We start from the raw sequence: 12,139 nt of genomic DNA, 5'->3' as shown, positions 1-12,139 counted from the left end.
GTCACTGTGTCAAGGTCAAGGCCTCCTCAGCGGACCAACCGGGCCAGAGCCGGGGCCAGGTCGCCCCGGGAACCGACCGTCACGCCCGACAGCCCCAGCCACTCCGCCATGTGCCGCAACTCCGCCGCCAGCTCCGGCAGCACCCGGGCCACGTCCGCACCTTCCTCCGCGAACGCTCCCTGGACCCGCAGCACCCCCGCCGCGCGGTCGGACTTCAGGTCCACCCGGGCGACGAGCGAGCCGTCCAGGAGGAACGGGAACACGTAGTAGCCGTACACCCTCTTCGGCTCCGGGACGTAGATCTCGATCCGGTAGTGGAAGCCGAACAGCCGCTCGGTCCTCGCTCGCTCCCAGATCAGCGGGTCGAACGGGCACAGCAGCGCCCGGCCCGTCACGTTCCGCGGTGTCCGAGCCGAAGCATGGCGGTACGCGAGCTGCTTCCAGCCGCGGACCGCGAGGGGCTCCAGCTCGCCCGACTCCACCAGCTCCGCCACCGCCTGGCGAGCCGGGGCCGGGCCGAGGCGGTAGTAGTCGCGCAGGTCCGTCTCCGTCGCCACCCCCAGCGCCCGGGCCGAACGCGATATCAAGCCCCGCGCGCCCTCCTCCGCGGACACCGAACGGGCCAGGATCTCCGGCGGGACCACGCGCTCGGTCAGGTCGTAGAGCCGCTCGAACGACCGGCGCGTGCCCGTCGTCAGCTGGCCGATGCCGAACAGGTACTCGCAGACGCGCTTGACCTCCGAGCGCTCCCACCACGAGCCCGGGCCGCGGCGCCGGGCGTCCGCCTCCACCGCGCGCTCGATGCCGCCCGCGCCGATCGGGCCCAGCTCCTTGACCACCGACAAGATCTCCTCGACCAGGCCCGGCGACTTCTCGATCAACGGCCCGTAGTGCCGCCACCAGCCGTCGCGTTTGGCGCCCGAGCGGATCAAGGGCCAGTCCTCGATCGGGAGCAGGCTCGCCTCGTGCGCCCACGTCTCCACCAGCATCCGCGGGCGGCGCGCCGAGTGCGCCCACGCCGCTTCGTCGAGCAGCGCCGGGTCGTACGCGCCCAGCCGCGAGAACACCGGCATGTAGTGCGCCCGGACCGCGACGTTCACCGAGTCCAGCTGCAGCAGCTGGACTCTCGACAACACCCGTTTCAGGTGCTGCCGCGAAGGCACGCCGGACGGACGCGGGTCGGTGAAGCCCTGTGCGGCCAGGAACGTCTTCCGGGCCGTCGAGACGCTGATCGTTTGCATGGTGAGCTCATGGTGCCACCCACCACCGACAAAAACGGCGGCCATCCATCCATGCCCCCACCACCGCCCTCAACGGAGGAGCTGCGCTCCGCTGTACTAATTTCACCCACTATGAGCGACGCCGCCGTCCGTCCCGCCGATCTGTCCGACGCCGCGGAGATCGCCCGCATCCAGCGCGAAACCTGGCACGCCGCCTACGAGGACCTGCTCGGCAAGCAGGCTCTCGCGCAGCTGGACGCCACCGACCTCGCCGGCACCTGGACCGAGACCATCGACTACCCCGGCAGCCTCGTCTACGTCGCCACCGAGGGTGAGTTCACCGTCGGCTTCTGCGTCGCCGGCCAGGCCCCCGAAGACGAGGTCGCCGCCGCGGACGGCAGCCTGCCCGAGGACGCCGCGACCACCGGGCTGATCGCCACCCTGCTCGTCGAGCCGCGCTGGGGACGCCGCGGGCACGCCGGGCGGCTACTCGCGACGGCCGCCGCGGGCCTGCGGGCCGACGGCGCCTCCCGGGGCATCGCCTGGGTCGCCCAGGGCGACCACGCCACCCTCGGCTTCTACCGCCGGGCCGGCTGGAACCCCGACGGCACCGTCCGCACCCTCGACACCGGCGAGCGCACCCTCCGCGAGGTCCGGCTCACCGGCACCCTCGACCTCAGTCTCACCTGAGTCGCGGAAGATCACCCACCGCATCACGGCGTACATGAACACGCCCTCGCCCACGCCCGCGAGCACCCGCGAGACGTGGTATTCGACGCCCAGCGCCGTCAGACCCGCGCCCACACCCAGCAGGAACGCCGCGTAATTGACAGCTATCGCACCTGTGTAAAGCACCAGTTGGATTCCGACGGCGGCGTGGGAATGGAAGTTGAACGTCCGGTTCAGCGCGAAGCTCAGCCCGAACGCGCAGGCGTACGCCAGCGTGATCGCCAGCCACACCGGCCAGCCGAGCACACCGTGGAAGACGGTCAGCAGCGTGAGGTCGACGCCGAACGTGAACCCGTTGATCAGGCAGAACCCGAGAAACGTCGGCGCCACGATCCGCGACAGACCCCAGGGCAGTACGCGCACGACGGCCCGGCACAGGGCGCCGAATCGGTCGGCGGGCGTACGGGGTTGCTCGGCGGCCACCCCGTCAGTGTTCCGGCGGAGAGTGACGGGAAGCCGTCCGGCAGGTGATCTTCTGGTGCGGACCACCGGCCGAAGACGGGGGCTAACCCCCGTGCGCGGAGATTTCGGACTGATAACTTGGAAGAACGCGAGCGGTTTTCAGGAGGTGACACGATGAGCTGGATCCTGCTGACGCTGGGCGTCGCGTTCGGCTCGGCCATCGTGCCGCTGATCAACGCCGAGGTCTTCCTGCTCGGGCTGTGCGCGAGCCAGCCAGGGCTGCACTGGCTGTGGCTCGGGGCGGCGGTGGCCGTCGGGCAGATCGCCGGGAAGACGCTGTACTACCTGGCCGCGCGCGGGACGATCAAGCTCCCGAAGCCGCTGCACGACCGGTTGCACCGGGAGCGCCCGCTGACGCCCCGGCGCGTGCGCTGGCAGCTGCGGACCAAGCGGATCCGCGGGTGGGTCGACGGGCTGCGCGAGCGCTGCCACCGGCACCCGCATTGGATGGCCGGGACGTACGGAGTGAGTTCCCTGGTCGGCCTGCCCCCGTTCATGGCGACGAGCGTGCTGGCCGGCCTCGTGCGGATGCGGCTCGCGACCTTCCTGACGACGGGGCTCGCCGGAAGGTGGATCCGCTTCAGTCTGATTGCGGCTTCACCCGCGGTGTTCGCGGGCTGGCTGCACCACTGAGATCAGCGCGGTCCACGCGGCGCGCGAGACGGTGAGTTGGCCCAGGTGACGGGCTTTCGTGTCCCGCACGCCAACAGTCTCGGCGAGGAGAACCTCCACGCATTCGGTTTGCACGCTGTAGCTCGACTTTCGCCACGTCAACACGCTGCTCCCTATCGCGCCATCTCCTGCAGCAGGACCCGCGAGGCCTCCTCGCTCAAAGCCTTGCCTGACAACAGCTTTACCAGCTTCCGGTAGCTGGAGATAGCCTCCAACTCGTTGATGAAGGCGCTGGCATGAAGGTGTTCGAGCAGCACGATCGACGGGTCGGCCGGGAAGTCATAGAGGGTGAACATGCCGAGCTTGCCCGGATGGTAGCCCACAGCGGCAGGCACGATACGCACTGAAATGTTAGATCTTACAGTTGACCTGAGCAGATGGTCGATCTGATCGGACATGATGTCGGTATCGCCGACCACCTCGCGGATCACCGACTCGGACAAGATCGCCTTGAGGTGGGCGGGTTCACGGCCGGTCAGAATCCGCTGCCGCTCCAAGCGACCGACCAGCCGCGCATCGGCATCGTCCAGCTTGATTTCGGAGGCGGTCAACAATGCGCGGGCATAGTCGGGAGTCTGCAGGAGCCCGGGAATGATCTGCGGGGACCAGTTGGTGATCAAGCTGGCCGACCGTTCGCACTGCACCACCCCGGTGAGCGCGGCGGGGAGATCCGACGGGTTGGAGTCCAGCCAGTTGGGGTCCTTCACGTGCTGCACCAAGGCCAGGATCCGGTTGGTCACCACCCGATCCACGCGGAGGTACCCCAGAATCCGGGCCACCTCTTCGATCGGCGGCACCCGAATCCCCAGCTCCCACTGGGACAGCAACCGCGGATCCACCTCGAGTGCCCGCGCCAGCTCGCGCAACCCGAACTTCCGCGCTTCGCGTACTTCGCGCAGCGACGCGGACAACGCCCGTGAACCAGGAGAAGACGAAGTCGGTTTCATGCGGGCGATAGTACGAAGCCCCCTCATTTCCCGAATGAACGACAACTGTCAGCGAATTGCCACACCACCGTCCCGGCGACCGCAACGACGAAAGCCCACCCACCGATCGGCTCCACCAGCACCGCCACCAGAAAACAAAACGCCGAAAACCCGCCGAGCCCGCGCAACACGCCCCGCACGGTCGCCGCGGCCGCCGGCGGGCCGCCTTGCGCGTGCGCGAACACCGCCACCACGCTCGTCCCGGTCGGGAAGGGGGCCAGCACGCCCGTCAGGTCGGGGCCGAGGCGTCCGGCCGCCGCCGTCAGGGCCACCACGAGCCCGGCCGTCGCCGCCGCGCGGGCGGGCAGGTCCCACCACGGCAGCGTCACCGGCCCGGCCTCCCCCGGCTCCGGCAGCAACCGGCTGCCCGCCCAAGCCGCCGCCAGCGCCAGCCCGAGCACCACCCACACCGGCACCAACCCAAACGACAGGGCCAGATCCAGGGCCAGATCCAGCGCCAGGCACACGAGCCAGCCGACCAGCAGCGTGCCCGCCCACCCGCGCGCCCGGGACACCCGCGCGAACACCACCGCGAACGCGGCCAGCGACACCAGCCCCAGCAACGACGCCGACGCCGCCCGCGCGACGAACGCCGCCCCGTGCTCCAGGTACGTGATCAGCAGGATCGGGCCCGCGACCACGGGCATCGCCACCAGGAGACCCGTCACGCCCGGGCCCCAGCGCCGTCCGGCCAGCGACGAGCCGACCACCAGCAACGGCGCCAGGACGAGCTTCAGCAGCAGCGTCACCGGTTCGCCGCCGCCGCGATGCGCACGAAACCGCGCACCAGCGGGCTGCTTCCCGCCTTCGGCCACGCCACCACCAGCTCGCTGGGCGGGCGATCGGCCACCGGCACGACCCGCAGCCCGGGCGGCAGCGGCTGGTCGACCGGGGCGAGGGCGGCGATGCCGTTCCACAGCACCGCCTGCAGGCACTCCTGGATCGTCCGCAGGACGGGGGCGTCGTCACCGGGCGGGCCGCCCGTCCAGTAGGCCGTCCAGCGGGCGTCGGCGCCGTCCGGGAGCCGGACCCAGCGGCGGCCCGTCAACTCGGCCGTCGACACCTCGGGCCGGCCGGCCAGGGGGTCGTCGTCGCGCAGCACCACGCCCACCCGTACCGGGCGCAGCACGTGGACGCCGAGGCCCGCGCTTGCGAACGGCGTCCGGGTCAGCGTCACGTCGACCAGGCCGGCGCGCAGGCCCGCCGTCGGATCGGCCAGGTCCGTTTCGTGCACCCGGACGTCCACGTGCGGGTACTGCTCGCGGAACAGCGGCACCAGCCGGGCGCCGACCTGCTCCGCCGCGTCCGCCAGGGTGCCGACCGTCAGGGTCGCCGCGCCCGCCGCCGCGGTCACCCGGTCGCGGATGCGGCCCGCCTGGGCCAGCAGCGCGACGGCCTCGTCGAACAGGGCCGTTCCCGCGGCGGTGAGCGCGACCCCCTTGGGCGTGCGCTCGAACAGCGTCGCGCCCAGCTCGTCCTCCAGCCCGCGCACCGCCCGGCTCAGCGGCGGCTGCGCCATGTGCAGGCGGCTCGCCGCACGGCCGATGTGCCGCTCCTCGGCCACCGCGACGAAGTACCGGAGCACCCGCAAGTCCATACCCCCACGGTATCGAGTTGCCGCAACCGGTCTTGGACGCCCCCGTCCCCGCGCGCCGATGATCGGACCATGCGCATCGGCACCTTCACCTACGACACGACCCGGGACCTGTCCGGCACCGTGGAAACCGCCGCCACACTGCCCGAGATCTTCGAACGGGCGGTCCGCGGCGAGTTCGACGTCGCCGAACTCGGCCTGACGTTCTACCTGCGACTGCTCGAAGCAGGCACGCCCTTCGTGGCGCTCCCGATCTTCCCCAACCGCGTCTTCCGGCACTCCTGCGTCTTCGTCAACACCCGCTCGGGGATCACCGGTCCCGGTGACCTCACCGGCCGGACGATCGGCGAGTTCGGGACCTACGGGCAGGACTCCGGCGTCTGGGCCAAGGGCATCCTGATGGACGAGCACGGGTTCCGGCCGGAGACGAACCGCTGGGTGATCGGCGGCCTCGAACACCCGTCGGCGCCCTTCGGTTTCATCTCCCACCCGCACCCCGGCGCCGTCGATGTCACCACGGCCGGAGCGGGGAAGACGCTGAGCGCGATGCTCGCCACCGGCGAGATCGACGTGCTGTTCTCCGCGAACGTCCCGCAGTGCGTGCTCGACGGGCACCCGGACGTCGCCCGGCTCTTCCCCGACTTCGTCGCGCGGGAACGCGACTACCACCGCCGCACCGGGATCTTCCCGATCATGCACACCGTCGTCGTCCGGCGGGACCTCCTGCGGGACGATCCCGGCCTGGCCCGCCGCGTCCACACGATGTTCGAAGCCGCGAAGGACGCCGCCGCCGAGCGCTACCGCCGTGGCCGGCGGCTCTACCAGGTGCAGACCATGCTGCCGTGGGCGAACGCGCTGGTCGACGAAACGCTCGACGAGTTCGGCGAAGACTGGTGGCCCTACGGGATTTCCGCCAACCGCGCCGCCCTGGACACGTATCTGCGGTACCACCACGAACAGGGCTTGTCCGCACGCCGCTGGCAGATCGAAGAGGTCTTCGCGCCGGAGCTACTCGGCACGTGAGCGTTCGGCGGCTTCCAGCTCGATCGCCTTCTTCATCGTCTCGCGCGCCCGTCGGCGGTCGCCCGCGATGTCGTACGCGTACGCGAGCTTGTACCAGGCCCGCCAGTTCTCCTGGTCGGCCTCGACCTCCGCGCGGCGCTCCTCGAACCACGCGTCGGCCGCCTCGCGATCCACCCGGCCCGACGGGCGACGCGGAAGGTCGGCGACGTCGGGGAGCGCCCCCTCGGCGTCCAGCTGCCGGGACAGGCGCTGGACCTGCAGGCCGTTGCGCCAGGTCACGACGACGACCCAGATGCCCAGGACGGGCAGCAGCAGCACGCCCGCGCCCAGGGCGATCCCGACGCCCGTGCCCGTCTTGAACAGGGCGAACGCCCGATCCGCCAGCAGGAACAGGTAGACGATCAGCGCCGCCGTCAGCAGCAGCGCCACATTGCGAGCCTTCACAGGTCGAGGACGTTTTCCAGGCCGACCGTCAGGCCGGGGCGGTTCAGCACCTCACGCACGCCGAGCAGCACGCCCGGCATGAACGACGTCCGGTCGAGGGAGTCGTGCCGGATCGTCAGGGTCTCGCCCTCGCCGCCGAACAGGATCTCCTCGTGCGCGACCAGGCCCGGCAGACGGACCGAGTGCACCCGGACCTCCTCGACCGAGGCGCCGCGGGCGCCGTCCAGCTCCGCCGTCGTCGCGTCCGGGCCCGGGCTCACGCCCGCTTCCGCACGGGCCGCGGCGATCATCCGGGCGGTGTGCGCCGCGGTGCCCGAAGGGGCGTCGGCCTTGCGGTTGTGGTGCAGCTCGATGATCTCGGCCGAGGCGTAGAACTTCGCCGCCTGGGCCGCGAACCGCATGGCCAGAACCGCGCCCAGGGCGAAGTTCGGCGCGATCAGCACGCCCAGCGACGGCTTCGGCTCGAGCAAAGCGCGCAGCCGGGAAAGGCGCTCCTCGCTGAAGCCCGTCGTGCCGACGACCGCGTGGATGTCGTGCTCGACCAGGTACTCCAGGTTGCCCATGACGGCGTCGGGGTGGGTGAAGTCGACGACCACCTGGGCGTCGGCCAGCGGGGCGAAGTCGTCGCCCGCGTCCAGCGCGGCCACGAGCTTCAGGTCCGAAGCGCCTTCGACGGCGTTCACCACCGTCGCCCCCATCCGGCCGCGCGCGCCGAGCACACCGACGTTGATGGTCATGAAGCGATCACCTCGTGCAGGTCGTCAGGAAGGTCGTCGGCGTGAGCGTACGGCCCGACGACCGCCGCCGCCGAAACCCCGCCCGGCCGCGCGAACAAAGTGCGAGCGAGCGCACACACCTCGTCGGTGGTCACCGCGTCGATGCGGGCGATCGTGTCGTCGACGCCCAGGTAGTGGCCGTAGTTGAGCTCGTTCTTGCCGATCCGCGACATCCGCGACGACGTGTCCTCCAGGCCCAGCACCAGGCCGCCGCGCAGCTGGCCCTTGGCGCGGGCCACCTCGGCGTCGGTGAGGCCGTCGACGCCGACCTTGTCGAGCACCTCGCGGATGACGCCGGCGACGTCGCCGAGCTTCTCCGGCTGGCAACCCGCGTACACGGCCATGTGCCCGGTGTCGGCGTAGCTCGCCACCGACGAGTACACCTGGTAGGCCAAGCCGCGCTGCTCCCGGATCTCCTGGAACAGCCGCGAGGACATCCCGCCGCCGAGGGCCGCGTTGAGCACCGACAGCGCGAAGCGGCGGTCGTCGTGGCGCGACAGCGAGCGCAGGCCCAGCATGACGTGCGCCTGCTCGGTGTCGTCGGTGTGCAGGGCCAGCTTCGGCACGGTCTTGATCCGGGCGCGGCCCTCACGCGGCGCGATCGGCGACGCGGTCCCGTTCAGGCGCTCGCCGAGGGCCTTGCGGACCAGCCGCAGCACCTGGTTGTGGTCGATGTTGCCGGCCACGGAGAGGACCATCCGCGGCAGCGTGTACCGGCGCTTGTAGAAGTTCCGCAGCGCCGCGGGCGACATCTCCACGATCGACTTCTCGGTGCCGAGCACCGGGCGGCCGAGCGGGTGCTCGCCGAGGATCGCCGTCACGAACGTCTCGTGCAGCAGGTCCTCGGGGTCGTCGTCGCGCATCGAGATCTCTTCGAGGACGACGCTGCGCTCCATGTCCATGTCGCGGTCGGTGCACAGCGCCTCGAACACGACGTCGGTGACCAGGTCCACGGCGAGCGGGAGGTCGGCGTCGAGCACCTGCGCGTAGTAGCAGGTGTGCTCCTTCGCCGTGAAGGCGTTGAACTCACCGCCGACGGCGTCGATCTCCTCGGCGATCTGCGTGGCGTCGCGGTGCTTGGTGCCCTTGAACAGCAGGTGCTCGAGGTAGTGCGCGGCGCCGGCGACGGCGGCGGGCTCGTCGCGGGAGCCGATGCCGACCCACAGCCCGACCGTGGCCGAGCGGGACGCGGGAACGTGCTCGGTGATCACGCGCAGGCCGCCGGGCAGGACGCTGCGCTTGACGACCGCACCGTCCGGAGTGGACTCGAGCGTGCGGGTGGTGCCGACGGGCTGCTCGTGCCCGGAAACCTGCCGTGCCATGGGTTCCTTACTCACGATGCCGCGAAGGCCCCCTGCCGCCGGGGTCGTGAGTGGTAAGGAGGGTTAGAACCCGCTTTACCACTCACGACCGCCACCGCGGTCAGGAGGCCTTCGGCGGAACTGGTGTTACTTGGCGTCGGCCTTCTCGGCGTCGGCGGCGGGAGCCTCGGCGTCGGCGGGCTTCGCGGGCTCGTCCTCCTTGACGACGATCAGGCTGATCTTGCCGCGGTTGTCGATGTCGGCGATCTCGACGCGGAGCTTGTCGCCCACGTTGACCACGTCTTCGACCTTGTTGATCCGCTTGCCGTTGCCCAGCTTGGAGATGTGCACCAGGCCGTCCTTGCCCGGCAGCAGCGAGACGAACGCGCCGAACGCGGCCGTCTTCACCACGGTGCCGAGGAAGCGCTCGCCGACCTTGGGCAGCTGCGGGTTGGCGATGGCGTTGATCAGGTCGATCGCCGCCTCCGCCGACGGGCCGTCGGCCGCGCCCACGTAGATCGTGCCGTCGTCCTCGATGGAGATGTCGGCACCGGTCTGCTCGGTGATCGAGTTGATCATCTTGCCCTTCGGGCCGATGACCTCGCCGATCTTGTCGACCGGGATCTTCACCGAGGTGACGCGCGGCGAGTACGGGCTCATCTCGTCCGGGCTGTCGATCGCCTCGGCGATGACCTCCAGGATGGTGAGCCGGGCGTCCTTCGCCTGCTTCAGCGCGGCCGCGAGGACCTCCGACGGGATGCCGTCGAGCTTCGTGTCCAGCTGCAGCGCGGTGATGATGTCCTTGGTGCCGGCGACCTTGAAGTCCATGTCGCCCAGGGCGTCCTCGGCGCCGAGGATGTCGGTGAGCGCCACGTAGCGCGTCTCGCCGTCGACCTCGTCGGAGACCAGGCCCATCGCGATGCCCGCGACCGGCGCCTTCAGCGGCACACCGGCGTTGTACAGCGCCATGGTGGACGCGCAGACCGAGCCCATCGAGGTCGAGCCGTTCGAGCCCAGCGCCTCGGAGACCTGACGGATCGCGTACGGGAACTCGTCCCGCTTCGGCAGCACCGGCACCAGGGCGCGCTCGGCGAGCATGCCGTGGCCGATCTCGCGGCGCTTCGGCGAACCGACGCGCCCGGTCTCGCCGGTGGAGAACGGCGGGAAGTTGTAGTGGTGCATGTAGCGCTTGTGCGTCTCCGGCGACAGCGAGTCGATCTGCTGCTCCAGGCGCAGCATGTTCAGCGTGGTGACGCCCAGGATCTGGGTTTCACCGCGCTCGAACAGCGCCGAACCGTGCGCCCGCGGGATCACGGCGACCTCGGCCGAGAGCGACCGGATGTCGGTGAGGCCACGGCCGTCCATGCGGATCTTCTCCGTGAGGACGCGCTGGCGCATGATCTTCTTCGTCAGGGCCTTGAACGCCCCGCCGATCTCCTTGTCGCGGCCTTCGAAGGCTTCGCCTTCGCCCAGGCCGATCTTCTCCAGGACGGCGGCCTTGACCTCGTCGGTCGCGGCGTCGCGGTCCTGCTTGCCCGGGATCTGCAGCGCGCGGGCCAGGTCGTCGGTGGCGATCGCCGCGACGGCCTCGTAGACGTCCTGCTCGTAGGCCAGGAAGACCGGGAACTCGCCGGTCGGCTTGGCGGCGACGTCGGCCAGCTTCTGCTGGGCCTCGCACAGGACCTTGATGAACGGCTTCGCGGCTTCGAGGCCCGCGGCGACCGCGGCCTCGTCCGGCGCCTTGCCGCCGGCGGCGATCAGGTCGAGCGTGTGCTCGGTGCCCTCGGCCTCGACCATCATGATCGCGACGTCGTCACCGACGATGCGGCCCGCGACGACCATGTTGAAGGTCGCCTTCTCCAGCTGCGACCAGGTCGGGAACGCGACCCACTGGTCCTCGACCAGCGCGACGCGCACGCCGCCGACCGGGCCCGAGAACGGCAGGCCGGCGATCTGGGTCGACGCCGACGCGGCGTTGATGGCCAGCACGTCGTACGGGTCGTCCGGGTTGAGGCTCTGGACGGTGATGACGACCTGGATCTCGTTGCGGAGACCGTCGGTGAACGACGGGCGCAGCGGCCGGTCGATCAGGCGGCAGGTCAGGATCGCGTCGGTCGACGGGCGGCCCTCGCGGCGGAAGAACGCGCCGGGGATCCGGCCGGCCGCGTACATGCGCTCCTCGACGTCCACCGTCAGGGGGAAGAAGTCGAAGTGGTCCTTCGGGTGCTTCGACGCGGTCGTCGCCGAGAGCAGCATGGTCTCTTCGTCGAGGTACGCGACGACGGCGCCGGCGGCCTGCTTGGCCAGGCGGCCCGTCTCGAAGCGGACGGTGCGGGTGCCGAACCGGCCGTTGTCGATCACGGCTTCGGTCTCGTGCACGGTGACTCCGGTGGAGTCGGTCATAGGGTGTTTCTCCTCTTTAGTTCCTTCGTACGACGCGAGTCTCCCACCCTGGGACCCATTTCGCTGAGGACGCTCGAGGAATGAGGCCGGTCTTCGATCGAAGCCCCCGGGACGCTTCCCGGGAACCACTACCGAGGACCGGCGGACGGACCCTCGTGCGCGCTCGCGCCGTTTCTTCGGTTTGCCTGGCCCAGGGGGGAGCGACCGGCGGCCACTCCCCCCTGGGTTCGAGCTATCGGCGCAGGCCGAGGCGCTGGATCAGCGCACGGTAACGCTCGATGTCCACCTTCATCACGTAGTTCAGCAGCCGGCGGCGGCGGCCGACCAGCAGCAGGAGCCCGCGACGCGAGTGGTGGTCGTGCTTGTGAGCCTTGAGGTGCTCGGTGAGGCCGACGATCCGCTTGGTCAGCAGCGCGACCTGGGCCTCGGGGGATCCCGTGTCCGAGTCGTGCACGCCGTACTCGGCCAGGATCGACTTCTTCTCTTCGGTGGACAGCGCCACTTGTGTTGCTCCTCGAAATAATCAGTG

13 protein-coding genes and 1 pseudogene are annotated in these 12,139 nt (G+C 70.4%); 3 read left to right on the top strand and 11 right to left on the bottom strand.

Going from position 1 to position 12,139, the window contains the following annotated elements:
• Window positions 1-26: 26 nt before the first annotated feature.
• The gene (locus C2L58_RS01310; protein ID WP_103335103.1) at window positions 27-1,241 is read right to left on the bottom strand and encodes a winged helix-turn-helix domain-containing protein; all 1,215 of its coding nucleotides are present in this window, start codon (window positions 1,239-1,241) and stop codon (window positions 27-29) included.
• 111 nt (window positions 1,242-1,352) lie between these two features.
• On the opposite strand from C2L58_RS01310, the gene C2L58_RS48450 reads away from it, so the two are divergent.
• Window positions 1,353-1,910 carry a GNAT family N-acetyltransferase gene (locus tag C2L58_RS48450; protein ID WP_146073513.1) on the top strand — a complete coding sequence of 186 codons (558 nt, stop codon included), beginning with the start codon at window positions 1,353-1,355 and terminating at the stop codon, window positions 1,908-1,910.
• An 18-nt stretch (window positions 1,911-1,928) separates the two neighbouring features.
• Here C2L58_RS48450 and C2L58_RS50190 read toward each other — a convergent pair.
• Window positions 1,929-2,279: pseudogene (locus C2L58_RS50190) on the bottom strand (GtrA family protein); the annotation flags it as partial.
• Window positions 2,280-2,525: 246 nt separating this feature from the next.
• Between C2L58_RS50190 and C2L58_RS01300 the strand changes: the two are divergent.
• Window positions 2,526-3,044: a hypothetical protein gene (locus C2L58_RS01300; protein WP_103335101.1), complete on the top strand. Its 519-nt coding sequence runs from the start codon at window positions 2,526-2,528 to the stop codon at window positions 3,042-3,044.
• Here C2L58_RS01300 and C2L58_RS01295 read toward each other — a convergent pair.
• The 4 genes from C2L58_RS01295 to C2L58_RS01280 are packed head-to-tail and all read right to left on the bottom strand — an operon-like array spanning window position 3,009 to window position 5,666.
• Window positions 3,009-3,143, bottom strand: coding sequence for a DUF397 domain-containing protein (locus C2L58_RS01295; RefSeq protein ID WP_369903925.1), 135 nt, complete (start codon window positions 3,141-3,143; stop codon window positions 3,009-3,011). The two genes, C2L58_RS01300 and C2L58_RS01295, sit on opposite strands and share 36 nt — an antisense overlap.
• Window positions 3,144-3,196: 53 nt before the next feature.
• Window positions 3,197-4,030 carry a helix-turn-helix domain-containing protein gene (locus tag C2L58_RS01290; RefSeq protein WP_199191043.1) on the bottom strand — a complete coding sequence of 278 codons (834 nt, stop codon included), beginning with the start codon at window positions 4,028-4,030 and terminating at the stop codon, window positions 3,197-3,199.
• A 23-nt stretch (window positions 4,031-4,053) separates the two neighbouring features.
• Window positions 4,054-4,818 (bottom strand): hypothetical protein, encoded by a 765-nt coding sequence (locus tag C2L58_RS01285; RefSeq protein ID WP_103335096.1) that lies wholly within the window; start codon window positions 4,816-4,818, stop codon window positions 4,054-4,056.
• Window positions 4,815-5,666: a LysR family transcriptional regulator gene (locus C2L58_RS01280; RefSeq protein WP_103335095.1), complete on the bottom strand. Its 852-nt coding sequence runs from the start codon at window positions 5,664-5,666 to the stop codon at window positions 4,815-4,817. The genes C2L58_RS01285 and C2L58_RS01280 overlap by 4 nt, the downstream gene beginning before the upstream one ends.
• A gap of 69 nt (window positions 5,667-5,735) precedes the next feature.
• Here C2L58_RS01280 and C2L58_RS01275 point away from each other — a divergent pair, with 69 nt between their 5' ends.
• Window positions 5,736-6,686: a 4,5-dihydroxyphthalate decarboxylase gene (locus tag C2L58_RS01275; RefSeq protein ID WP_103335093.1), complete on the top strand. Its 951-nt coding sequence runs from the start codon at window positions 5,736-5,738 to the stop codon at window positions 6,684-6,686.
• On the opposite strand, the gene C2L58_RS01270 is transcribed toward C2L58_RS01275, so the two are convergent.
• The 5 genes from C2L58_RS01270 to rpsO all read right to left on the bottom strand — a co-directional run bounded on the left by C2L58_RS01270 (window position 6,672) and on the right by rpsO (window position 12,112).
• Window positions 6,672-7,130 (bottom strand): tetratricopeptide repeat protein, encoded by a 459-nt coding sequence (locus C2L58_RS01270; protein ID WP_199191042.1) that lies wholly within the window; start codon window positions 7,128-7,130, stop codon window positions 6,672-6,674. The genes C2L58_RS01275 and C2L58_RS01270 overlap by 15 nt on opposite strands.
• A complete protein-coding gene (dapB, locus tag C2L58_RS01265) occupies window positions 7,127-7,867 on the bottom strand; it encodes a 4-hydroxy-tetrahydrodipicolinate reductase (RefSeq protein WP_103335090.1) in 741 nt (246 codons plus the stop codon). Before dapB ends, C2L58_RS01270 begins: the two co-directional genes overlap by 4 nt.
• Window positions 7,864-9,228, bottom strand: a complete 1,365-nt coding sequence (locus tag C2L58_RS01260; protein WP_103335089.1) for a M16 family metallopeptidase — start codon at window positions 9,226-9,228, stop codon at window positions 7,864-7,866. The genes dapB and C2L58_RS01260 overlap by 4 nt, the downstream gene beginning before the upstream one ends.
• A 126-nt stretch (window positions 9,229-9,354) precedes the next feature.
• Window positions 9,355-11,610 carry a polyribonucleotide nucleotidyltransferase gene (locus C2L58_RS01255; RefSeq protein ID WP_103335087.1) on the bottom strand — a complete coding sequence of 752 codons (2,256 nt, stop codon included), beginning with the start codon at window positions 11,608-11,610 and terminating at the stop codon, window positions 9,355-9,357.
• A 232-nt stretch (window positions 11,611-11,842) separates the two neighbouring features.
• Complete coding sequence (rpsO, locus tag C2L58_RS01250; protein ID WP_003084034.1) at window positions 11,843-12,112, bottom strand: 30S ribosomal protein S15; 270 nt, start codon at window positions 12,110-12,112, stop codon at window positions 11,843-11,845.
• Window positions 12,113-12,139: the final 27 nt, after the last annotated feature.

Origin of the sequence: Amycolatopsis sp. CA-126428 (assembly GCF_002904335.1) — a bacterium.
Classification (GTDB): domain Bacteria; phylum Actinomycetota; class Actinomycetes; order Mycobacteriales; family Pseudonocardiaceae; genus Amycolatopsis.
This window is presented reverse-complemented; position numbering and strand designations above follow the sequence as displayed.

Coding starts and splice junctions, on each gene's coding strand:
- C2L58_RS01275 (WP_103335093.1), top strand. CDS start 5,736: ATGCGCATCGGCACCTTCACCTACGACACGACCCGGGACCTGTCCGGC.
- dapB (WP_103335090.1), bottom strand. CDS start 7,867: ATGACCATCAACGTCGGTGTGCTCGGCGCGCGCGGCCGGATGGGGGCG.
- C2L58_RS01290 (WP_199191043.1), bottom strand. CDS start 4,030: ATGAAACCGACTTCGTCTTCTCCTGGTTCACGGGCGTTGTCCGCGTCG.
- C2L58_RS48450 (WP_146073513.1), top strand. CDS start 1,353: ATGAGCGACGCCGCCGTCCGTCCCGCCGATCTGTCCGACGCCGCGGAG.
- C2L58_RS01300 (WP_103335101.1), top strand. CDS start 2,526: ATGAGCTGGATCCTGCTGACGCTGGGCGTCGCGTTCGGCTCGGCCATC.
- C2L58_RS01260 (WP_103335089.1), bottom strand. CDS start 9,228: ATGGCACGGCAGGTTTCCGGGCACGAGCAGCCCGTCGGCACCACCCGC.
- C2L58_RS01310 (WP_103335103.1), bottom strand. CDS start 1,241: ATGCAAACGATCAGCGTCTCGACGGCCCGGAAGACGTTCCTGGCCGCA.
- C2L58_RS01255 (WP_103335087.1), bottom strand. CDS start 11,610: ATGACCGACTCCACCGGAGTCACCGTGCACGAGACCGAAGCCGTGATC.
- C2L58_RS01280 (WP_103335095.1), bottom strand. CDS start 5,666: ATGGACTTGCGGGTGCTCCGGTACTTCGTCGCGGTGGCCGAGGAGCGG.